The sequence below is a fragment of the Streptomyces sp. NPDC017940 genome (genome assembly GCF_044328435.1).
Taxonomy (GTDB): domain Bacteria; phylum Actinomycetota; class Actinomycetes; order Streptomycetales; family Streptomycetaceae; genus Streptomyces.
The window spans coordinates 197,851-218,924 of the sequence record NZ_JBIRHJ010000005.1; the positions used below are offsets into that span (position 1 = coordinate 197,851).

Genomic DNA, 21,074 nt, shown 5'->3' on the forward strand with positions numbered 1-21,074 from the left:
GCATCCGATCTTGGAACATCACGACATATACGGGGGGATTTTGAAAGCAATATATCGCCCATAACACCTCCCTTCGCCTTAAATACCTCGCACTTGAACATGGAGCAACTGTGAATACCAGCGGAAACACTGACGGACGGTGGGCCGGAAAAACCTACTCTTCCGGTGAGGTCTGCACGTGTGTGAGAATTCCTTCTCGTATCGCCTCGCTCGGGGCTGGTTCGGAATAGAGCATTCCGAGTTTCACCCCCTAAGCCTGCACGTCTTCCGCCGGGGAGAACGGGGACGGGAAGAAATCCACCCACCTCGCCCGTGTGCCGTCCCGCACCGACCACGGTGCCACGGACGGCACGTGCGGACTCACCGCCGCAATGGCCAGCCACCGGTCTGCTCATCGGCAGGCCCGACGTGAACGGTATTAGCATGCAGACAACCTTCTGGAGCCGGCGTCGTTTCGTCGGCGCTCTGGCCGCCGTCACGACCACGGTCTCTTCTCCCTGGATCCTGTCCCTCCCCGCCCGGTCCGCCGTTCCCGAGGACCAACCGGCAGATTCGTTCGCGCTTCCGGACACCGCACGCGCGAAGGTGGTGAAGGCCTGGGTGCTCGGCGGACACGCGGTCAAGAGGGCCGCCGCCGACGCACTCACAGGCGATGGGGCCGCCATCTCCGCCTTCTTGACCGAGCAGTTGCCGCGGCTGACGGTGGAGGACGGTCGCGTCGCGGTCCTCACCTATCTCGCCCGCGGCGGCACGGGCACGCGCCGAGAGGCCGGGCAGGCCCTCAGCCAGGGTGACGACGCCATCGCGGCGTTCGTCAAAGAGGGGTTCCGCCCGGCCATCCTCGAGGACCTGCGGGCCGCGACCCTCGCCGTGATGAAGAACGCGGGCCCGGCGGTCAGGCGCGAGGGCTCGGCCGCCCTGGACACCGGCACGCGGAAGTCCCTGGAGGACTACCTGACGAAGGGCCAGTACGCCGCTCGCGCGGAGGACATGAGGGCCGAGATCATCAGTTCTCTGCGTACTGCGGGACCGGAGGTTCGCAAGTACGCCGACCGGGCGCTCAGCGGTACGGCCGAGGACGTGCAGTGGTACCTCGACACGGGCCAGCACATCGCTCGGGCCCGCGACCAGGAAGCCTCGACGATCGAGGAACTCGTCGCGGTGGTCGAGCGGGAGGGGCGGCACGCGCGGAACCAGACCGACCTCGCCGTCGAAGCGGCCGAGCGCGCCAAGAGCTCGGCCGAGAAGGCGAAGGAGGCGGCCGAGAAGGCGGCGGCCGAAGCCGAGAGGGCCAAGGAGGACGTCAAAAGGTCCGGTGACGCGGCGCGCAAGGCGACCGAGGCCGCCAAGGGCGCCGCGAACGCCGCCCGAACCGCCATCAAGGCGTCCCACGCCGCTGTGGATGCCTCGCGCCGGGCCTCCTGGGCCGCCACCGCCGCTTCGCAGGCCGCTGCGTCGGCCGGGGCCGCCGCCTCCCGCGCGTACAACGCCGCGATCGCCGCGTCCAGGGACGCCGCACACACCAGCACGGCCAAGAACGCCGCGATCGAGGCGCGGAACGCGGCGGCGCAGGCGCGGTCGGCGGCCACGGCGGCCGACCACGCGGCAGTGGCCTCTTCCCAGGCCGCTGAGGCGGGCCTCGGCGCCGCCTCCGCCGCACGCAACGCCTCCGCCGCGGCGCGCGCGTCGGCCCAGGCAGCCGCCGCAGCCGGCAAGGCGGAGAAGGACGCGGCCGAGGCACGGCGGCAGGCGGCCATATCGGCGACCGCTGCGAACCAGGCCACCAACGCCGCCTCCACCGCCCAGGCTTTGGCCAGTGCCGCCGGGGTCGCCGCACGCGCCTCGCGGGACGCCGCCAACTCGGCCGCCGAGCACGCGGAGAGGGCGGCCGGCGCGGCCGAGGAGGCGGTGCGGCACGCGGGCGAGGCACTTGACTACGCGAACAGGTCCACCGCGCACGCGGCCGAGGCGGTCAAGGCCGCCGACGTCGCTACCGAGACGGTCGAAACAGCGATCAAGGTGGAGAAGGCGGCCCGCGAGGCGGAACTGGCCGGTGTGGAGGCGGACAAGAAGCAAGGCATGGAGGAAGCGCGGGAACTCGCGCGCATCGAGGCGGAGGAACTCGATGCGTACCGGGACAAGCGCACACAGGCCGAACTGATCGACAAGGCCCTCAAGGAGACGATCGCCGAGGCCGAGCGGGCGCTGAAGGACGGTGACCTGGCGACGGCGGTGGAGTTGGGACGCAAGTCCGCGGCGGGTCTGCTGACCGCGACGGGTACCTGGACCCGTGAGGCTGCCCAGTTCGCGCTGGCTGCCGACGACGACGATGTGCTCGCGTGGATCGACCTGGATCGGATCGTCGCCCAGGGCCAGGACGACCGGGAATCCGTCCTTTACATCGCTCAGGTGGCCGAACCGGCCGTCGCGGAGGCGGCGCGCAAGGTCCTGGAGAGCAGCGACCCGCGAGCCGTCGGGGACTTCATGACCTCGGGAGTGGTCGGGGCCAGGGAAACAGAGAACCGAGTCACCATCTTCCGCATCCTCAGCAGCAAACCCGGTACGGCCGTCAAGGCCGCGGCGAACGCGGCCCTCGACGCCAACACGGCCAAGGCGCTCCAGGACTTCTTCGACCACGAGCTGGCCGAAGCGGTACGTGAGGACGACGCGGTCGCCACCGGACGGATCATCGCCACCGCCGCCCCCTACACCAAGGCGCACGCCGAGGTGGCGATGGAGGGCCCGACTTGGATGCGCAGGCGGTTCATCGAGGTGGTGCAGTACGAGACCGCGCAACTCGACTACGACGCGGCCAGTCACGTCGCTGCCATCCGCGCCGCGATCGCCGGAGCGGCGAAGATCGCCCAGGAAGCGCAGCGAGACGCGGCTCGCGCATCACAAACCGCCGCGGAGGCACGGCAGGCCGCCACCGAGGCAGCCCAGTGGGCCAGCAGGGCGCAGGCGTCCGCGGACGCGGCGGCCGGATTCGCCCATAAGGCACGCGAGCACGCCGACACGGCGGACAAGTCCGCCGCCGACGCCCGGGGATCGGCGGACACGGCCAGGGCTGCGGCACGCACCGCGCACAGTGCGGTGCGCACCGCGAACTACTCGGCGAACAGAGCCATCGACGCGGCCCGCCGTGCTGTGACCTCGTCCAACACCGCACGGGCGGCTGCCACGAGCGCGCGGCAGTCCGCGATCGCCGCCGGCAAGGACGCGGCTCAGGCGGCCGCAGCGGCCAGCGAAGCCCGCAAGATCGCCGTGGTCAAGCGCCAGGCGGAGGTGGCCGAAGCCGCGCAGAAGGCAGAGGCAGAGGCCAAGGAGAACTGGGAGAAACAACACAACCCTGCCGAATCCCCTGTGCATGACTACATCAAACCTCACGGGAGCACGTCCGACACCGGCGGCCAGGACCCGACGCAGGGACAGGCTGGTCGGTGGGCCGACATCTTCCACACCCTCAGTGTGAGCGCGGGCCTGGTCTCGATCGGGCTGAGAGCAGTGTCCTTCCTGGCCGCTCCTCTCCGTCCCCTGGGTGCGCTCGCGAACGTTCTCAGCTGTGTGTCGATAGCGTCCGGCGGGATCAGCACCATCCTCACTGGCTTCGAGCACGGTTTCACCAGCGATGAGTTCGTCTCCAGCGCCTCGATGTTCGCGTTGCAACTCGCCACTCGAGGTCTGTTCAGCGTGGTGCCCAAAATCGCACCGGGCAAAGCGATCGACAAAGTAGTGGGGGTGGGCGGAGGGCTCGCCTCTTCCGTCACGAAGAAGCTGTCCTCCTTGCTGTGACGGCCACAGGATCGCGGGGGACGCTTCGGCCTTCCGCTCACCGGCTCCGCCCCGATCGTCATCGCAGACCATGCAAGGATATCGACTGGGCCTGGCGGGCCCGCCGTCGCTGCTGGGCGGCCGGCGAGTCCCCGTAGCCGGAGCAAGCCACCCGTTCCCCGACCGGCATGGCCGGGGAACGGGTGGCCGCACGGCAGCAGGCCGCACCTGCGTACGCGGTCAGCCCACGGTGACCATCCGGGCCTTGCTCGGTACCCCGGCGGCGTCGAGTGCGAACAGCAGGTAGCTGCCGGGTAGTGCCACCCCCGGGTCGGAGGGGATGTCGAGGGTGTACGACGTCGCGCTGTTACGGGTGAAGGTGAGCGGCACGCGCCGCTGGTCGTTGTCCGTGGAGTGGGTCGCCGCACCCGCCCGCACCAGGGCGAACTTGGTGACCGCCGAGTCCGTGGTCACGGGCACGGTCGCCCCGTGGGACACCCGGGAGGGCACCGTGCCCGTGATGACCGGGCGCTTGCGCTCGGTGCCGTCGGCGTTGAGCAGGTAGGGCGGAGTGAAGACGGCACCGTCGGCGTGGTTGGTGGCGCAGTCGCCGCACAGGCCGCCGCCCCCGGAGAAGATGCGCCCGTCGGGCAGCAGGTTGGCCACGCTGTGGTAGTTGCGCGGCACGGGCATGCTCGCCATCCGCGTGAACCGCCCCGTCGCCGGATCCCATATCTCCGGTGTCAGCGCCGACGTCGCGTCGCTGAACGGAACCGGATAGGACTGCCCGCCGAACACGGCGACCTTGCCGTCCGGCATGACCACGCTGTTGCTGAAGGAACGGGCGTAGTCCATGTCGCCGGTGCGCGCGGCACGCGGCTGGCCGCCCGTACCGAGGTCGACGGTGTAGGCGCGCCGGGTGGCCGTCGTGTTCTCGTAGGTGGTCGCGCCGCCCAGCGTGAGCAGTTTGCCGATGTCGTACGCGACGGCGTTGCCGTTCATGGCGTCCGCGCTGTCGGCGCGCGTACCGGCGGCCGTGAGGGAGCCGTTGCCCTGGGTGGAGATCCAGTTCATCTGCTTGCTCGGCCCGAGGTGCAGGACCCGGCCGTTCGACGTCGCGTGCAGCCACTGGTGGTTGTCGGCCCGGTAGGGGCCCCGCGGATCGGCCGTCATGGTGTTGGTCGCCGGTACGCCGGACAGCTTGCGCCAGCCGCCGGTGGTCGGCGACCAGACCTCGCCGTCCTTGCCGGCGGCCGGGTTGCCGCTCCAGGAGCCGCCGAGGACGAAGGCGTCACCGTTGGAGAGCAGGGTCATGGCCTGGTAGCCGCGGGCGATGTTCATGTCGGTCGTGGACGACCAGCTGTCGGTGGCCGGATCGTAGATGCTGGCCCGTTCGGCGTTGCTGCCGCCGGTGACGAGGACCCGGCCGTCCCTCAGGACCGCGATGCCGGGGCAGAACATGTCGTGCTTGGTGTTGTCGACGCGCCGCTGGGTGACCGCTCCCGTACCGAGGTCCATGATCGCGGTCTGGGTGTAGCCGTTGCTCCCGCCGAAGCGGTCGATGCCGTACGCGGACCAGGCGAGGAGCTTGTTGTTCGGCAGCAGGGCGGTGGCCACGGGAACCAGCGGGAATCCGGTGACCCGGCCCCAGGAGCCGGAGGTCGCCGGATTCGCCGGGGCGCTCAGACGGATCTCCGCCGCCGAGGACCACGGCCCCCGCCCGCCTGCCTCGGTGGTCGCCGTCAGCCGTACGTAGCGCGCGCTGACGGTGCGGGAGAAGGTGGCGCCCTTGACGGTGTCGTCGTCCTTCCAGGTGCCGCTCGCGACAGGCGCCCCGAACGTGGTGCCGTCCGTGCTGGTCGTGACGGTGTAGGCGCCGACGCGGCCGTTGGCGCCGGAGGTGCGCGGCTGGTAGGTGAGGGCCGAGACGTCGCGGGCGCTCTTCATGTCGATGGAGATGCTGTGCGGCAGGGGTTGCGGGGTGCCGGAGTAGCGGCTGTGCCAGATGGTGTCCGCGTCGCCGTCGAGGACGTTCGCGGCCCGGTCCGACGAGCTGCTCGTCTCCTCGTCGCTCGCCGTCGCGGTCCAGCCCGTGCGCGGCAGGTCGACCACGGAGGCGGGCGAGCCGGGGTCGCCGAGGAGGTTGATCTCGGCCGCCGACGACCACGGGCCGCGGTTTCCTGCCTCGCTCGTCGCAGTGAGCCGCACATAGCGGGTCCCCTGTGCGGCGAAGCTCAGGGTCTTGGCGGCCGCGTCGTCGCCGAGGGTGCCGGAGGCGACGGCCGAACCCCAACTCGTACCGTTGGCACTGAGCTGGATGCTGTACGAACCCACCCTGCCGTTGGCGCTGTCGGTGCGCGGTTGGTAGACGAGCCCGGATACGACAGCGGTGCGGTGCATGTCGATGGTGATGCTGTGCGGCAGAGGCTGCGGGGTGCCGGAATAGCGGCTGTGCCAGATGGTGGCGTTGCTGCCGTCGAGGACGTTCGCGGCGCGGCCGTCCTCGGATGCCGTCTCCTCGTCGCTGGCGGACACGGTCCAGCCGGTCCTCGGGAGCACGGGGGCGGTCGGTTCCATGGCGTCGGCCGGTACCACCGGCTCGTGCGGTGCTGCCATCGGATGCCGCGGGTCGGGTGCCGCGGCGGGTCCCGCGTCGTTGGCGGCGGTGGCCGGGCCGACTCCGGCGAGCGGGAGCAGCGCGGCGACGACGGCGGCCAGCGCGACCGCTATGAGGCCGGTGGATCTGAGTCTGTCGGGTCGAAAGGGCTTGAGCAGACGGGTCAACATGGTGTCCCCCCATAGGTGCGCGAAGGTGCGCAGATGAGGGCATGACCATGGCAAACGGGTGGAGGCGTGTAAAGGGTGCTCGCACGCCAATCGCCTCATGTCCAGGCAGACCCGTCGGTCTCGTACGAGCCTCGGGCGAGCGGATAGCCGCCGACCGGTGTGCGGTGCCGACAGGCCTCCGAAGCGCGGGAGGCACGGGAGCGGAGTGGCCCTATGCGACTTACCGAGCGATGAGTTTCCGCAGTGCCGGGAGTCCTATGAAGCGAACGTCAACCATCAGAGGGGACCCACCATGGCTGTGCACACCGAACAGCAGCGCAAGGTCATCGCCGACGCCGTCGTCTCGATGGACGGATACACCAGTACAGGCGCAGAGGACGACATGGGCTGGGCCATGGAGCACATCACCAGCGAGCAGAGCGAGATCATGTACGAGGGGATCTGGCGCGGGGTGAGCACAGCGGTCGTCGGCCGTGTCAACTGGGAGGGCTTCACCTCCGTATGGCCCGGGTTGACCAGCGACCCGACCAGTTCGGCCCGGACCCGCGATCTGGGAAACTGGCTCGCCACCGTCGACAAGGTGGTTGTCTCCAGGACCCTGGAGCAGTCCGACCTGGACAAGACGGAATGGACCAACGCCCGGGTCGCCCGCGACCTCGAAGCCGAGGTGCGCTCCCTCAAGGCCGGTCCGGGCCGCGACATCCTCGTCCTGAACAGCGCCAGCGTCATCCAGGCGCTGCTCAGGGCCGACCTGATCGACGAACTCTCCCTGACCGTGCTCCCGACGACTCTCGGAGGAGGAGTACGTCTGCTGCCCGAGGGCTTCTCGTCGAAGTGGCGGCTCTCGCACGCCACTACCGTCCCCACGACAGGCGCCGTCGCCCTGTGCTACCGGCGGACGTAGGACCAGCGGTTTCGTTCCGGGCCGCTGCGGTGATGCTCGGGCGGGCTCAGGGGGCGTGGCAGCCGGAGGCGAAGAGGGTGGTGGTGCCCTGTACTTGGGTGCACTCCGTGGTCAGGTTCTCGACGGTGTGCGTGCGGACCTGCCCCCCTCCGACAATCACGTTCGACGTCGCCGTGCCGATGGTGAAGCGGTAGGGAGCCCCGTTGTCGACGAAGCCGCAGGCAGCCGCCGACACCGTCAGATTGGGAAAGAAGTACCCCTGCCCGGTCGGCAGCAAGGCGGTGGATTTGGACGTGGGGCAATGGGTGACCGTGGCTGCCTGTGCGGTCGGCGCTCCCGTGACGACTGCGCTCGTGGCGGCTGCCAGCACGGCGCCCGTTGCCAGGAAGCGGCGCGATCGATGACTCATGTGTCCTCCACCCTTCGCCAAGGACCCTACGGCGCACGGTGGATGGCCGTACGGGCTGGCGTAAAGTCTCACGGTGGCCCGTCTGCCGTGCACAGTCCGGAACCGGCCGCGTCTGCGCCCCGCTGTCCGGAACCGCCGCGTCTGCACCGGCCTTGTTTGCTGTGCCTCGCGCCGTCCTGCCGTGGTGGACCGGGACGTGGAGTGGCGGGACGGCACGGCCGTGTTATGACTCGCCGCTGATCCTCGCCGAGCCGATCGACGCCGCGACGATCTCCCTGGCCGCGGTCTGGGTCGACGAGTTGGAGTTCAGCCTGGTCAGCGATGTCTGGTTGAGCGCGTGGACGACGAACTCGTAGGTGTTCACCGTCGAGGGCGAGCACGGTCCCTGGTAGCCGTAGAGGCTGGCGCTGCCGCGGTAGTAGACCTGCCTGGCTCCCGCCGGGGTCGAGGGCCGGTATGTGTGGTCGACGTTCTGAGGGAGCGCTGTCGTGCTCGCCGGGATGTCGTAGATGACCCAGTGGATGAGGTGGGAGTTGTCCAGATCGCGCATGACGATCGCGTAGCTCTTCGCGGCGGTTGGAGCACCCGACCAGGTCAAGGGAGGCGATTCGTTCCTCTTGGCGGGGTCGTTCCCTCCGCCGCTGGTGCACTCGTGGACCTTGGGGATGACGCCGCCGTCGACGAATGCGGGACTGGAGAGGGCGAACGCGTTCCGGGGTGTCGAGGATGCCGACGGTGTCGAGGGTGCCGACGCGGTCGATGAAGCGGTCGTTGGCGAGAGACCGACGGCTCCGGTGACGAGCAGAGCGCACAGTGCCACTTTTGCACTTCTCACTGGGGGCTCCCGAGGATACTTGTGGTCGCTTGGGTTCCGTGGCGCGAGAGTGGTGATCGTCCGTAGGAACCAGCGTAGGCATCGCGGGTTCTGTCGTCATGTCACTTATCGACCCGATCGGTGTACTTCTCTCGCGTCGGACTCACAAGCCGGTTACCGCCGCCAGTTGGAGTGGTACGTGGTCTTTCGGTGCGGGACTGGTCGCGACAGTGGCGAGCCGTAGCACCCTGAGCACGCCACAGGGCCCGGCGGAAAGTTCTCCGCCAGGCCCCGGGCGTACGAGGGACGTAGGTGCGTCGTCGAGCGACCGCACCGGGTCCAGCTGTCAGAAGTAGTGCTTGCGACGGCCGACCGTGCGACCCGTCGCACCGAGAATCCACAGGGCTGCTCCGACCACGACGAGAACCCCGCCGACGACCGTGAGCAGTGAAATACCGACCAGCATGCCGATGATCAGCAAAATCGCGCCAAGCACAATCATTTTTCCGCTCCGACCTAACGACTCTTCGGTGTTCGCGGTCCTGGCGTCGCCAGCCCCGCACCACCCTGTTCTTATCCGTTTCGTACCCGAACCGGATGGCTTGCCAGCCGACCATGACCGGTGGCCGCTGGATTCCTGCCGTGCCACCATCAAGTGCCCTGCGATCCGGCACCCATGCATCCGCAGGCCGAATCGGGCTCGCGCGGCCGAACTGTCGCCGGCGGCTCGTCGGGCGTCCGTATGACTCCTTTCTTGGTCTTCTGCGTTACCGGCAGGGTTGAGGGCATCCGCAGGTGCAGGGAGCGCCGGCACCGGAACGCAGCGCTCCTGTCCGTACATCGCCTACGTAAGGAGCCGAACGTGAACGAGCACATATGGGGATATCAGCCGTCGAGCGGCTACAGCACGGGCGTCGACCTGATCGGGTACAAGGTCGAAGCCACCGACGGCGGCATCGGCAAGGTCGACAAGCACTCCGACGAGGTCGGTTCCGCCTACCTCGTCGTCGACACCGGAGTGTGGATCTTCGGTAAGCACGTCCTGATTCCCGCGGGCACGGTGCGCCGGATCGACACGGAGAACCGGACGATCCACATCGACCGCACGAAGGCCCAGATCAAGGACGCTCCCGAGTTCGACAAGGACAAGCACATCGGAGACGCCGGCTATCACGACCAGATCGGCGGCTACTACGGCGACGGTCGCGTCTGACGCCCGCCTCCCTCATCTGTCGTCCGAACGGTGCGTGGGCGGCAGATCAAACAGAGGGCCAGCTGTTCCCCCCTCAGGGTGGTTTCGTCACACCCGCCGACCCGCTTCATCCTGCCCCGCAGACACTGGGTGGGGCTGCACCGGGCGCCCGGGAATGGGGGGCGGTATGCCCGACCGGATTGTTCTTGTCGCTGTGCCGGAGCACGCGCGGGACGACAGCGCAGGCGTGGACCAGCTTGTCAGGATCAGGGACGAGATCGAGTCCCAGGGGCACAGCGTCCGCTGGGTGGTCAGCGCCCGGGACGCCGAGGCGGTGCTGCACACCGAGGCGGGACTCGCCGCCGCCCTCGTGGCGTGGGACCTCCCGGTCGGCCGTGGTGCGAGCGGGCACGGCGCGGAGGACGAACCCGGCGGCGCGGCGGTGCTGCGCCGCATCGGCCGTCGTTTCACGGACCTGCCGGTGTTCCTCGTGATGTCCGACGACGGCCTGCGGGAGCTGCCTCTGTGGGTCTCACAGGCCGTGGTCGGGTACGTATGGCCACTGGAGGACACCCCGAGATTCATCGCCGGACGTGTCACCACCGCCGCGCGCGCGTATCAAGAAGCGCTTCTCCCACCGTTCTTCAAGGCGATGCGTCGCTTCGACGACGCACACGAGTACTCCTGGCACACCCCCGCGCACTCCGGTGGCGTGGCTTTCCTGAAGTCACCGGTGGGGCGGGCCTTCCACGACTACTTCGGCGAACGCCTCCTGCGCAGCGACCTGTCGATCTCGGTCGAGGAACTCGGGTCCCTGTTCGAGCACACCGGGCCGATCGGTGAGGCCGAGCGCAACGCGGCCCGGGTGTTCGGATCCGAGTCCACGTACTTCGTGTTGCACGGTGACTCCACGTGCAACCGGCTCGTCGGTCACTTCAGCGTCACGCGCGACGAGGTGGCGCTGGTGGACCGCAACTGTCACAAGTCCGTGCTGCACGGCCTCGTGGTCTCCGGTGCCCGACCGGTGTTCCTGGTCCCCACACGCAACGGCTTCGGCCTCGCGGGGCCACTGCCGCCGGCTGAGATCACAGCGAACTCCGTGGCATCGCGGATCGCCGCCAATCCGCTGGCCAGGGGCCTCCAGGCAGCCGACTGCCAGTACGCGGTGTTCACCAACTCCACCTATGACGGCTTGTGTTACGACGCCGTCGCGGCGGCCAGGTCCTTCGCCGCCAGCACTCCCCGGCTGCACTTCGACGAGGCGTGGTTCGCCTACGCCCGCTTCCATCCGCTGTACGCCGGACGCTACGGCATGTCGGTGGACCACCACACGATGCCCGGGCCGGAGCGGCCCACCGTCTTCGCCACCCAGTCCACGCACAAACTCCTTGCGGCGCTGTCGCAGAGCGCCATGGTGCACGTCAGGCCCGCGCCCAGGGCCCCGGTGGAGCACGACCGTTTCAACGAGGCGTTGATGATGCACGGCACGACGTCACCGCTGTATCCGATGATCGCCTCCCTGGACGTCGCCACCGCGATGATGGACGGCGCGCAAGGTCACTGTCTGATCGACGAAGCGATGACGGAGGCGGTCCGCTTCCGCCAGGAGATGGTGCGCATCGGCCGGCGGATCTACGACGCCGGGGACCGGCCGCCCTGGTTCTTCGGTGTGTGGCAGCCCGCAGTGGTGACGGACCCGGCCAATGGCACCCGAGTGCCCTTCGACGAGGCCCCGGCCGAGCTGTTGCGCACCGAACCCTCGTGCTGGCACCTGGAACCCGGCGCGGACTGGCACGGCTTCCCCGGCCTGACCGACGGCTACTGCATGCTCGACCCCATCAAGGTCACCCTGACATGCCCGGGTATCGACGCCTCCGGGCACATGGACGACTGGGGCATCCCCGCCCGTGTCCTCACCGCCTATCTGGCCGGCCGCAACATCGTCGTGGAGAAGACCGACAGCTACACCACCCTGGTGCTGTTCTCCATGGGCATCACCAAGGGCAAATGGGGCACGCTGCTCGACGCGTTGATGGACTTCAAGGCCCTCTACGACGAGGACGCCCCGCTCGACCGCGTGCTGCCCACCCTGGTCGGCGAGCACAGCAGCCGTTACGCGGGCCGTACACTGCGCGAGCTGTGCCAGGAGATGCACGACCATCTGCGATCCGCCCGCCTCGTCGCCCTCCTGGACGACGCCTTCCAGCAGCTTCCCGACCCCGTCGCCCCACCGCAACAGTGTTATCAGCGCCTCATTCGCGGCGGCACCGAACGAGTCCGCCTCGCCGAAGCGGCGGGCCGAGTCGCGGCCGCCATGGTCACCGTCACTCCGCCCGGAATCCCGGTACTCATGCCGGGCGAGAGCGTCGGCCCGCAGGACGGGGCCCTGCTGCGCTACCTCACCGCACTGGAGACCTTCGACCGGCACTTCCCCGGCTTCCGCAGCGAGACCCACGGCGTGACGCTCGACCCCGGCACCGGCGACTACCTGATCGAGTGCCTCCTCCCCCAGACCTCGACCAAGCCGGGTGACACCAGCGCCAGTGCCGCCTCGACACCGGCACAGCGACGCGGCCCGGAGGCCCGTGAGCCGTCTCCGTGAACAGTGGCGGAGCCGCCTCCGTGAATGGTCTCGTGAGTCTCCCCGTGGCTCGTCCGCCTCGTCCGCTTCGCCTAGAGAATCACCGGTTCACCGCCCTGCGGACATGGCCAGCTCGGTCGGTGGTGAACGCCGACTGTCTGGCTGTCTGACAGTCGGGACAACCGCCGACGCGACACGCTGCCCTCGGCCGAGATCGGTGCCACGCACTGGCGATCACTGATACTCGGAGTAGGCGTCTGCGACGAGTTGCCCCGTGCGCTCCACGCAGCGCATCCGGGCGGCAGAGAAGTCGTAGGGCATCTTGGTGACTGCTTCGTAGACGCTCATCTGCGTGTCCTCCTCCCCCTCGCGGTCAGCGTCGTAGGTTTCGAAGAGCTCCTCCTCGGCTGTGTCCAACCCAGCTGCCTCTTCGACGCGCGGCTCCTCGGGGTGGACGCCGTCGTCGAGGGCGGCCTCGGCCGCGTCGAGACGGTCCTGATGCCCGCCGCTGCCACCTTGCGGATCCACAGCAGGCGGATTATGTCTTCGTAACCGTAGCTGCGGCGACATCGCAGGCAGAACCTTTCGTACGGGGTACGTCGACCACACCACATGCCGCTACGGCAGGTGCAACAGAAGGCCGAGCGGCCCCGCGCGCCGGGAACAACCGGCCTGGTCGGCACGGTTGCACCGACCGAGGGGCCGGCGTCGCACGGGCGGGGAACACGGAGACCACACGGTCGTCCGCCCCACCGGGATCCGGACCCCAGGACCGCGGTGCGCCACCGCGCCACTTGGACGAAGACGAAGACGTATCCTTGCAGGAGGACTGTTTCATGACTGACCGGCCCTTGACACTCATGGCAGTACACGCCCACCCCGACGACGAGGCCACCGGTACCGGAGGAGTCCTCGCTCGGTACGCGGCGGAAGGCATCCGCACGGTCCTGGTGACGTGTACCGACGGCGGTTGCGGTGACGGGCCGGGCGGCGTCAAGCCGGGCGATCCCGGGCACGATCCGGCAGCCGTCGCGTCGATGCGCCGTCGGGAACTCGAGGCTAGCTGTGGCGTCCTGAAAATCAGTGATCTGGAGACGCTGGACTATGCCGACTCCGGGATGATCGGTTGGCCGAGCAACGACGCCCCCGGGTCCTTCTGGCAGACCCCCGTGCAGGAGGGCGCGGCCCGACTCGCGGAACTCATGCGGCACTACCGACCCGACGTGGTCGTCACCTACGACGAGAACGGCTTCTACGGCCACCCCGACCACATCCAGGCCCACCGCATCACGATGGCAGCGCTGGAGATGACTTCGCTGACGCCGAAGGTGTACTGGACGACGATGCCCCGTTCGGGGATGCAGCGGTTCGGCGAGATCATGCGCGAGTTCGGTGAGGACATGCCGGAGCCGGATCCTGCCGAGGCCGCCGCGATAGCCGAGATCGGCCTTCCCGACGACGAGATCTCCACGTGGGTGGACACCAGCGCCTTCAGCGACCAGAAGTTCGACGCGTTGGCCGCGCACGCCAGTCAGGGCGAGAACATCTTCTTCCTCAAGATGGGCAAGGAGAGGTTCGGTGAACTGATGGGCATGGAGACCTTCGTCCGCGTCCAGGACACCACGGGCGCGCCCGTGCCCGAGAACGATCTCTTCGCCGGACTGCGCTGATCCATTTCTTCGCGCGGGTGCGCTGTCCCTCTCCGCACCCGATTGCGCTGACCCGCCCGTCCGACCCGTCGGGAAAGCCCCGGGCCTGCTGCCATCGGGAAACGGTCACCGGGAAGGGGAACGGTCGCCCGTGGCCCGTCGTCAGTCGATTTCGGGTGAGCTGCCGGTGCACGCGCTGCCCCGGAACCAGTCTCAGGCGGTTCGGCTGACGTCCAGCCGTTCCGGCGACGGCTCGTATCCGGCTGCCCTGTAGGTGGCGACGGCGGCGGCGTTCGCGCTCGGGGTGCTGACGAGTGCGCTCGATGCGCCCAGGGCGCGCAGCGCCGCCGCGGCGGCGACGCCGATCGCCGTCCCGTAGCCGCGACGGCGGTGGTCGGCGTGCACGCCCACCGGCTCCAGGAGGCCGGGCTTGCCGGGCCCGGCCGACCAGACCGTCGCCGCGGCCACCGCGTTGTCCCGGTCGTCGTAGCCGATCAGGCAGCGCGCGTCGGCGTAGAGGGGCCCGGCCGCGAGGACGTGCCAGATCTCCTCGGTGAACCTCGGGCTGCCGAACGCCGAGCGGTGCACCGCGGTCCGCACCCCCGCCGTCCCCGGCCCTGCTACTTCGACCCGCAGGCCGCAGTCCTCCACCGGTGCGGCGAGGTCACGGCGCAGCGGCGTCCACGGCTCGTCCGGAATCCAGCCCGCCGCCAGAAGGACCTCGCGGAGCAGGGCGCCGTCGGGGACCTCGATGCCGACTTTCCCGGGCGGCAGGACCCCGCGCTCCGGGTCGTTGAGGTCCGCCAGCAGTCGGCGGGCCAGGGTGCCGTCCTGTCGCAGGTCCGGCGCGGTCGTCAGGCGCAGCACGTCAGGGCCGTCCAGGTATCCGACGGCGATGATCCGTCCGGCCACGCTCCAGGTGCGGACGGCCGCGGCCAGCCGCTCCGCGCCGAGGGTCCAGGCCCAGCCGAGGTCCCCCGGATGGAGTTGCAGCGGCGTACGGTCGTCCTGCCATACGCGGAGGGCCTCCACGGCCCCGGCCAACCCGTCGACGCCGGGCTCGTTCAGGTCGATCGTCATGTCCGGCATCTCACAGCATCGCGGCGACCGGGCGCATCTGCTTTTCCTCAGCCGGGCAGAGCACCAGGACACGCCCGAGGCGCTTCCGGATCTCCGAGGTGACGAGCACGGGCCACGGGCCTCCTCCCCGGGCCCACGAGCCGACTGCTTGCGGGAATGCACCGCGTACAGCAGGTCATGATGGATGTGTGGCGGCACAAGACATGCAGTACACCGAAGACGGTCACTTCATCATCATCAAGGGCAGACGATGGCGGGCCACCGACCCCCGCGTACCCGAGGGCGTGGAGAAACGCCTCACCCACCACCTCATGGCAGCGCGCAGGGCGGTCGCCGCCGCGGGCGACGACGAAGAGGCACGGAAGGCCGCTCGAGCCCGCGTACAACTCGCGAAGACGGGGCTGGGAGAACGCGGCACCCCCTGGTGGGAGCAGACGCTGCCCCAGCGACGCCAACGCTGGAACAGCAACCTGGCCCGATTGGACCAGGACGAGGAGGGCTCCTCGCAGGACGGGCCCGCCCCGCGGTGACACCGCGTGCGTGCCGACGCGGGGCGGCGCCGCGCTACTCCGCGTAGGGCTGATCCGCTCCCTTGGCGCTGTAGCCGACACTCCAGATGTAGCCGTCGGGGTCGGCGAACGTACCGCCGTACCCGCCCCACGGCAGGGCACCGGCCGGCTTGAGGATCTGGGCGCCCGCCTTCTGGGCCTCTGCCATGACCTCGTCGACCCGTGCCTCACTGCGGACGACATAGGTCAGAACGAGCCCGCTGAAACCGCTGCCGCCCGCCTCGGTGCCCACCTGCTCGGCCAGGCCCTCGCGGCCGTAGAAGCCGACGGGCGAGGCACCGTCCGACTCGAAGAACACCGAGATGCCGTAGTCGTTCTTGACCTTCCAGCCGAGCCCCTCCAGGTAGAACTGCTTGGCCCGGTCCATGTCCCGGACAGCGAGGAGGAGGGAGCTGACGTGCGCCTTCATGTCGTTTCTCCTGGTACTTCGGAGGTACGCGCCCGCGGTTGCCGGGCCCCGGTCAGGGCCTGGGTGTCACATCGGCGCGGGTTCGCCGGTCAATCGTTATGACAGGAGCGAACGAAGGAATGTGACAGATGGCCGAGCAGGACTGGCTGAGCCAGCGATTTACCGAGCACCAGAAACACCTGCACGCGGTGGCCCACCGGATGCTCGGCTCCGCCGCCGAGGCCGATGACGCGGTGCAGGAGGCCTGGCTGCGGGTCACCCGCGCCGACACCGAGCAGGTGGAGAACGCGGCCGGGTGGCTGACCACCATCGTCGCCCGGGTCTGCCTGAACATCCTCGAAGCACGCAGGGCCCGGCGCGAGGAGCCGGTCGGGGAACTGCTGCCCGAGCCGGCAGCACCGTACCCGAGCACCCGGCTGGGCGGCCGGGCCGACCCGGAGGAAGAGACGCTGCTGGCCGACTCGGTCGGTGTGGCCCTGACGGTCGTGCTGGATACGCTGACTCCCGCCGAGCGGCTCGCGTTCGTCCTGCACGACGTCTTCGCCGTGTCGTTCGCCGAGATCGGCGCCATCATCGACCGCTCCCCCGCCGCGGCCAGGCAACTCGCCAGCCGTGCCCGGCGCCACGTGCGAGGAACGGCCGACGCGTCCGACGCCGCGCGCTCCCCCAAGCGGGACATCGTCGAGGCCTTCCTCGCCGCGGCCCGCGGCGGGGACTTCACCGCCCTCCTGGAGCTGCTCGACCCGGACGCCGTGGCCGTGGAGATCCGTGGAGCCCACGAGGTGGCGGCCTTCTTCGCCGGACGCGCTCAGGCCGCCCGACTTGCCCTGGTCGACGGAGTCCCGGCAGCCGTCTGGTCACACCGCGGCCGGCCCAAGGCCCTCCTCACGTTCACCACGTACGGCGGAAAGATCACCCGCATCGCCGTCGACACCGACCCGGACCGACTCCACGACCTCGACATCGTCTTCCTGCCCGCCAAGGAGGAAAAGCGGTGTTGACCGGCGCCGACTGCCCTTCGGTGTGACAGACCTGCCTTCCTCCTGTACGTCGTGCCGTGCCCGCGTGACCCTGCCGTCAGCCCGTGTGTGTCGACCCGCGGCCGGCGGCCCGCTGAAGGCGGAGTTGGCCGATCTCCGCGGCGTTCTTCATCAGCTCGGCGTTCACCCAGGCGACCATGTGCGCCACCGTGTGGCGAGGGTCGTCCTGCCACGGGAAGGGGGCGGTGGCGTCCAGGTCGGCGCGCGTGAACCGGTCCAAAGCCTCCAGCCACTCCGTACGAAGTCCTCGCAGCCACGCGACAGTCGGCTCGCCCGCACCGGGCCACATAATGTCGCTCCGCTCCCGAGGCGCTCTGCCGCGGGCGTGGTCGACAGCCACGCTCCACCACCAGCCGATGTGCCAGCTCAACCAGCCGATGGTCGGCACCGGAACGGGGTCGGGCTCGCTCTCCGCCCAGTCGGGCACCCACGTTCCGTCGTCGGCCCGGCGCAGCGTCCAGCAGTTCGCCGCGGGCTCCCACAGGAAGTCGTCGGCCTGGAGTCTCTCCAGGTGGTACTCGAACAGCGCCCAGGTCAGGTCGAATTGCCAACGCAGCAGGTCGACGGCGTACCGAGGGGTGGGTTCGTCACTCGATGCAGTCACCCGCCGACCCTCGCACGTCATGGGCGTGTTGGGAATCGAGTATCCGGTGGCACGGCGGCTCCGTCGCCCTATCTCCCCGGGGCGTGCCATGACGGCCGACCGCACTCCCGGCCGGGGGGCCCGAGCACATACGTCCGCTCGGACCCCCTGGCTTTCGCACAGCCGTCGGCAGGCGGAAGTACGTGCGGGATGCGGGGTCCTCAGGCGGTGTACTGGTGGGCCGCGTAGGTGAGGTAGCCCAGGTCGCCGCCCTCGTAGTACGTGGCTTCGTCGGCGGGTGCGATCGGCAGGCCGGTGCGGAGGCGTTCGACGAGGTCGGGGTTGGCGATGTAGGCACGGCCGAAGCTGACCAGGTCCGCCCCCAGACCGAGCCAGTGGTCGGCTGCGGTCCGGTCGGTCTGCTTGGGTCCCATGGGGAGCACCGGGTTGACGATCAGGTTGCCGGGCCAGGCGCGGCGCAGTTCGACCAGCACCTCCTCCTCCGCGGTCGCCTCCAGGTGCACATAGGCGAGGTCGAAACGGGCGAGCTCCGTAAGCAGGGCCGCGTACAACTCCGGTATCTCCGTCTCCTGCACGCCCCAGAACGTGCCGCCGGGGGAAAGCCGGATCCCGGTGCGGGCAGCGCCCACGGCCTCCACCGTGGCGGCGACGGCCTCGACGGCGAACCGTATGCGGTGGGTCACTGGGCCGCCGTAGGAGTCGGTGCGCAGGTTCGCGTTGGAGGACAGGAACTGCGAGATCAGATAGCCGTTGGCGCCGTGCAGTTCGACACCGTCGAAGCCGGCATCGACGGCGCGCCGGGCGGCGTCGGCGTACGAACGCGCCTGCTCGGGCACCTCGGCGGTCTCCAGGGCGCGGGGTACCGGGGCGGGTTGCGGCCCGGTCGGGGTGAACACCGTTCCCGTGGCGGCGACCGCGGACGGGCCGAGCGGGCGCAGGCCGGTGGTGTCGGGGTGGGAGACCCGGCCGCCGTGCATGATCTGGGCGAAGACGCGCCCGCCGTTGACGTGCACGGCGTCGGTGACGGGCCGCCAGGAAGCCACCTGCTCGTCGGTGTAGAGGCCCGGCGTGCCCGGGTTGGACTGGCCGACCAGGCTCGGCTGCACTCCCTCGCTGACGATCAGTCCGGCAGTGGCCCGCTGGGCGTAGTAGACCGCCATGGAGGGGGTCGCGAGCCCCTCCGCCGCGGCCCTGCCCCGGGTCATCGGGGCCATCACGACGCGGTTGGGCAGCTCCAGACCGCCGAGACGGTGGCGGTCGAACAACGTGGTCATGCCGGTACTCCTCGCACTGGTCCGCACTGGTGGGGAGGCCCTCACGGAAGGGCCCGAGAGGTACGCTAGAACCTGACATCAATGTGAGAGGCAAGCCGTGTGACCGAGGTCACGGACAGGAGTGCGAGATGCGGATCGGCGAACTCTCGGCGCGGACCGGAGCCAGCATCCGCTCGCTGCGCTACTACGAGGAGCAAGGGCTGCTCAGGAGCACCCGCAGCGCCGGTGGGCAGCGGCACTACACCGAGGCCGAGATCGAGCGGGTCGCCTTCGTCCAGCGCCTGTACGCGGCGGGGCTGTCCAGCCGCACCATCGTCGAACTGCTGCCGTGCGTGGACTCCCCCAGCGACGACCATTCCGACATCGCGATGGAGCGCATGCTCCAGGAGCGGGAGCGGCTCTCCGACCACATCGAGGAGTTGCGGCGCACCCGCGACGCACTCGACGCACTCATGGCCGAGGGCCGGGCCTACCGCGACACCCGCCGGATTAGCTGCGGTGCGACAGCTGTTTCGTTGGCCTGAGGCGCGGCCACATCCTGGATCCTGGCACGGCGGCGTGACGGGTACTCACATCCGGGATCTCAGCACGTCGACCTGACGGATTCTCACATCCGGGATCTCAGCACGTCGACCTCGCAGCCCGGCGCGGACGGGTCGAAGCCGTGCTCGACCAGCCACCGAACCCCCAGCAGGCTTCGCAACGACCACCACGCGCGGATCACCTCCAGGTCGACGTCGGCGCCATAGCCCGCGACGACGTCGCCGAGGTGCTCCTCGTGTCCGAGCGTCAAGGTGGCGAGGTCGAACAGGGCATCACCCCGGCCCGCCTCGGACCAGTCGATGATGCCCGTGACCTCGTCGCCGTCGACGAACACGTGCGCGATCTGAAGGTCGCCGTGCGTGAACACCGGAGTCCACGGCCGGAGCACGGCCTCGGCGATCCGGCGGTTGCGGGTGACCAGGTCGGTGGGCAGGACGCCGTTCGTCACGAGCCACTCGCACTCGCTCTCGAGCTCCGCCGCCAACTCGTCGAGGCCCCGGCCCGGCCAGGGCGGCAACGGCGCGTCGTGCAACCTCCGGATGGCGGCACCCGCCGCGGCCCACGCCGTCGGCGAGGCGGTCGACGGCTCACCGAGGCGGCCGAGCACCGTCCCCGGAACCGCGGCGATCGCGAGCACCGGCGGCTCGCGCCACAGGACCTTCGGGGTCGGGACCGGCGCCAGGGCCATCGCCTCGACCTCGACGTCGATGCGCGCCTGATCGGCGTCCACCTTCAGGAACACGTCGCCGACGCGCAGCGTCGCGCGCTCGGAATGGGCGACGATGACTTCGACCTCATCCATGGGCAATCAGTATCCCTGGGGTGATCGTCGGCGTCGCCGGGTTTTTGTCGCGTGCGCCGCGCACCAGCCCGGTCCACCGTCTCCCCCAGGCCGACGGTCAGGGTTCGGTACAACCCCATGCGCGTACTGCGCTTGAGCAGTACGCCCAGGGGCGCTCACCCGGCATCCGGCATCCGGTGAGACGCGAGCTGCCACGCGCGCCGTCACCACCCGCCGAGCCGGTCACCCTACGAGGTGGTGAGCCGTCCGGGGCACAGAGCCGACGCGGTCTCGAAGGGTCGGCGTCAACCGCCATATCAAGCCACGGTTGCGCGCACCACGTCCCTCAAGTGGACGCGGGATGAACCGTGATGAAACTCACTCAGGCAACCTACGGGGCCACAACACCATCTTGTTCACCAGACAAGTGACCTCTGTTCAGTGCCCTCGCCCGTACGCCAAGCACGCACGAAAAGAGAAAGCACACCATTCCATGCTGCCCAGAGCGCGTGGCTCCGCGCATTCGTCCCGCCGCGACACTCCCGCGGCCACAATCCCGTGCGCCGTGGCCTCAGCCGGGGCGGTGACGGGCCCGCGTACGCGGAATGCGCCGCTCGGGCCGAGGCATCGGACTCCGTCGCCGACCACTGCGACACCCTCGGGCGCG

At 69.6% G+C, this 21,074-nt stretch carries 18 protein-coding genes; 8 read left to right on the plus strand and 10 right to left on the minus strand.

Features of this window, described 5'->3' with window-relative positions:
• The first annotated feature begins 312 nt into the window (after positions 1 to 312).
• Positions 313 to 3,792, plus strand: a complete 3,480-nt coding sequence (locus ACH4DX_RS19055; protein WP_398155950.1) for an ALF repeat-containing protein — start codon at positions 313 to 315, stop codon at positions 3,790 to 3,792.
• Positions 3,793 to 4,011: 219 nt separating this feature from the next.
• Here ACH4DX_RS19055 and ACH4DX_RS19060 read toward each other — a convergent pair whose 3' ends face one another.
• The gene (locus tag ACH4DX_RS19060) at positions 4,012 to 6,558 is read right to left on the minus strand and encodes a discoidin domain-containing protein (protein WP_398155951.1); all 2,547 of its coding nucleotides are present in this window, start codon (positions 6,556 to 6,558) and stop codon (positions 4,012 to 4,014) included.
• A gap of 292 nt (positions 6,559 to 6,850) precedes the next feature.
• On the opposite strand from ACH4DX_RS19060, the gene ACH4DX_RS19065 reads away from it, so the two are divergent.
• Entirely contained in the window at positions 6,851 to 7,462 is a 612-nt protein-coding gene (locus ACH4DX_RS19065) for a dihydrofolate reductase family protein (protein WP_398155952.1), read from the plus strand.
• 46 nt (positions 7,463 to 7,508) lie between these two features.
• Here ACH4DX_RS19065 and ACH4DX_RS19070 read toward each other — a convergent pair whose 3' ends face one another.
• The 3 genes from ACH4DX_RS19070 to ACH4DX_RS19080 form a co-directional block, all read right to left on the minus strand.
• Entirely contained in the window at positions 7,509 to 7,871 is a 363-nt protein-coding gene (locus tag ACH4DX_RS19070; protein WP_398155953.1) for a hypothetical protein, read from the minus strand.
• Positions 7,872 to 8,094: 223 nt separating this feature from the next.
• Positions 8,095 to 8,706: a YbhB/YbcL family Raf kinase inhibitor-like protein gene (locus ACH4DX_RS19075; RefSeq protein ID WP_398155954.1), complete on the minus strand. Its 612-nt coding sequence runs from the start codon at positions 8,704 to 8,706 to the stop codon at positions 8,095 to 8,097.
• A gap of 325 nt (positions 8,707 to 9,031) precedes the next feature.
• Positions 9,032 to 9,187 (minus strand): hypothetical protein, encoded by a 156-nt coding sequence (locus ACH4DX_RS19080; RefSeq protein ID WP_398123634.1) that lies wholly within the window; start codon positions 9,185 to 9,187, stop codon positions 9,032 to 9,034.
• 360 nt (positions 9,188 to 9,547) lie between these two features.
• Between ACH4DX_RS19080 and ACH4DX_RS19085 the strand changes: the two genes are divergently transcribed.
• Both ACH4DX_RS19085 and ACH4DX_RS19090 read left to right on the plus strand, forming a co-directional pair.
• Positions 9,548 to 9,898, plus strand: coding sequence for a PRC-barrel domain-containing protein (locus tag ACH4DX_RS19085; protein ID WP_398155955.1), 351 nt, complete (start codon positions 9,548 to 9,550; stop codon positions 9,896 to 9,898).
• A gap of 166 nt (positions 9,899 to 10,064) precedes the next feature.
• Positions 10,065 to 12,479 (plus strand): Orn/Lys/Arg decarboxylase N-terminal domain-containing protein, encoded by a 2,415-nt coding sequence (locus ACH4DX_RS19090; RefSeq protein WP_398155956.1) that lies wholly within the window; start codon positions 10,065 to 10,067, stop codon positions 12,477 to 12,479.
• Between the two features lie 213 nt (positions 12,480 to 12,692).
• Here ACH4DX_RS19090 and ACH4DX_RS19095 read toward each other — a convergent pair whose 3' ends face one another.
• Positions 12,693 to 12,986, minus strand: a complete 294-nt coding sequence (locus ACH4DX_RS19095) for a hypothetical protein (protein WP_398155957.1) — start codon at positions 12,984 to 12,986, stop codon at positions 12,693 to 12,695.
• Positions 12,987 to 13,294: 308 nt separating this feature from the next.
• On the opposite strand from ACH4DX_RS19095, the gene ACH4DX_RS19100 reads away from it, so the two are divergent.
• Positions 13,295 to 14,128 (plus strand): PIG-L family deacetylase, encoded by an 834-nt coding sequence (locus ACH4DX_RS19100; protein ID WP_398123637.1) that lies wholly within the window; start codon positions 13,295 to 13,297, stop codon positions 14,126 to 14,128.
• A 192-nt stretch (positions 14,129 to 14,320) separates the two neighbouring features.
• Here the strand turns inward: ACH4DX_RS19100 and ACH4DX_RS19105 are convergent, their stop codons facing one another.
• The gene (locus ACH4DX_RS19105; protein WP_398155958.1) at positions 14,321 to 15,187 is read right to left on the minus strand and encodes a GNAT family N-acetyltransferase; all 867 of its coding nucleotides are present in this window, start codon (positions 15,185 to 15,187) and stop codon (positions 14,321 to 14,323) included.
• 188 nt (positions 15,188 to 15,375) lie between these two features.
• Here ACH4DX_RS19105 and ACH4DX_RS19110 point away from each other — a divergent pair, with 188 nt between their 5' ends.
• Positions 15,376 to 15,717 (plus strand): hypothetical protein, encoded by a 342-nt coding sequence (locus tag ACH4DX_RS19110; protein WP_398123639.1) that lies wholly within the window; start codon positions 15,376 to 15,378, stop codon positions 15,715 to 15,717.
• 34 nt (positions 15,718 to 15,751) lie between these two features.
• Here the strand turns inward: ACH4DX_RS19110 and ACH4DX_RS19115 are convergent, their stop codons facing one another.
• Positions 15,752 to 16,165 (minus strand): VOC family protein, encoded by a 414-nt coding sequence (locus ACH4DX_RS19115; RefSeq protein WP_398155959.1) that lies wholly within the window; start codon positions 16,163 to 16,165, stop codon positions 15,752 to 15,754.
• Positions 16,166 to 16,293: 128 nt separating this feature from the next.
• Here ACH4DX_RS19115 and ACH4DX_RS19120 point away from each other — a divergent pair, with 128 nt between their 5' ends.
• Entirely contained in the window at positions 16,294 to 17,166 is an 873-nt protein-coding gene (locus ACH4DX_RS19120) for a sigma-70 family RNA polymerase sigma factor (protein WP_398123641.1), read from the plus strand.
• Positions 17,167 to 17,242: 76 nt separating this feature from the next.
• On the opposite strand, the gene ACH4DX_RS19125 is transcribed toward ACH4DX_RS19120, so the two are convergent.
• On the minus strand, positions 17,243 to 17,809 hold the full coding sequence (locus tag ACH4DX_RS19125; RefSeq protein WP_398123642.1) for a DinB family protein: 567 nt from the start codon (positions 17,807 to 17,809) through the stop codon (positions 17,243 to 17,245).
• 200 nt (positions 17,810 to 18,009) lie between these two features.
• Positions 18,010 to 19,083, minus strand: coding sequence for an alkene reductase (locus ACH4DX_RS19130; RefSeq protein ID WP_398155960.1), 1,074 nt, complete (start codon positions 19,081 to 19,083; stop codon positions 18,010 to 18,012).
• A 128-nt stretch (positions 19,084 to 19,211) separates the two neighbouring features.
• Between ACH4DX_RS19130 and ACH4DX_RS19135 the strand changes: the two genes are divergently transcribed.
• Positions 19,212 to 19,607, plus strand: a complete 396-nt coding sequence (locus tag ACH4DX_RS19135; RefSeq protein WP_398155961.1) for a MerR family transcriptional regulator — start codon at positions 19,212 to 19,214, stop codon at positions 19,605 to 19,607.
• An 83-nt stretch (positions 19,608 to 19,690) separates the two neighbouring features.
• Here the strand turns inward: ACH4DX_RS19135 and ACH4DX_RS19140 are convergent, their stop codons facing one another.
• A complete protein-coding gene (locus tag ACH4DX_RS19140) occupies positions 19,691 to 20,428 on the minus strand; it encodes a phosphotransferase family protein (RefSeq protein ID WP_398155962.1) in 738 nt (245 codons plus the stop codon).
• Positions 20,429 to 21,074 lie beyond the last annotated feature (646 nt).

Bases quoted from the DNA above. Each gene is read 5' to 3' on its own strand.
- ACH4DX_RS19065 (WP_398155952.1), top strand. From the start codon at position 6,851: ATGGCTGTGCACACCGAACAGCAGCGCAAGGTCATCGCCGACGCCGTC.
- ACH4DX_RS19105 (WP_398155958.1), bottom strand. From the start codon at position 15,187: ATGACGATCGACCTGAACGAGCCCGGCGTCGACGGGTTGGCCGGGGCC.
- ACH4DX_RS19115 (WP_398155959.1), bottom strand. From the start codon at position 16,165: ATGAAGGCGCACGTCAGCTCCCTCCTCCTCGCTGTCCGGGACATGGAC.
- ACH4DX_RS19060 (WP_398155951.1), bottom strand. From the start codon at position 6,558: ATGTTGACCCGTCTGCTCAAGCCCTTTCGACCCGACAGACTCAGATCC.
- ACH4DX_RS19120 (WP_398123641.1), top strand. From the start codon at position 16,294: ATGGCCGAGCAGGACTGGCTGAGCCAGCGATTTACCGAGCACCAGAAA.
- ACH4DX_RS19090 (WP_398155956.1), top strand. From the start codon at position 10,065: ATGCCCGACCGGATTGTTCTTGTCGCTGTGCCGGAGCACGCGCGGGAC.
- ACH4DX_RS19080 (WP_398123634.1), bottom strand. From the start codon at position 9,187: ATGATTGTGCTTGGCGCGATTTTGCTGATCATCGGCATGCTGGTCGGT.
- ACH4DX_RS19130 (WP_398155960.1), bottom strand. From the start codon at position 19,083: ATGACCACGTTGTTCGACCGCCACCGTCTCGGCGGTCTGGAGCTGCCC.
- ACH4DX_RS19135 (WP_398155961.1), top strand. From the start codon at position 19,212: ATGCGGATCGGCGAACTCTCGGCGCGGACCGGAGCCAGCATCCGCTCG.
- ACH4DX_RS19140 (WP_398155962.1), bottom strand. From the start codon at position 20,428: ATGGATGAGGTCGAAGTCATCGTCGCCCATTCCGAGCGCGCGACGCTG.
- ACH4DX_RS19070 (WP_398155953.1), bottom strand. From the start codon at position 7,871: ATGAGTCATCGATCGCGCCGCTTCCTGGCAACGGGCGCCGTGCTGGCA.
- ACH4DX_RS19100 (WP_398123637.1), top strand. From the start codon at position 13,295: ATGACTGACCGGCCCTTGACACTCATGGCAGTACACGCCCACCCCGAC.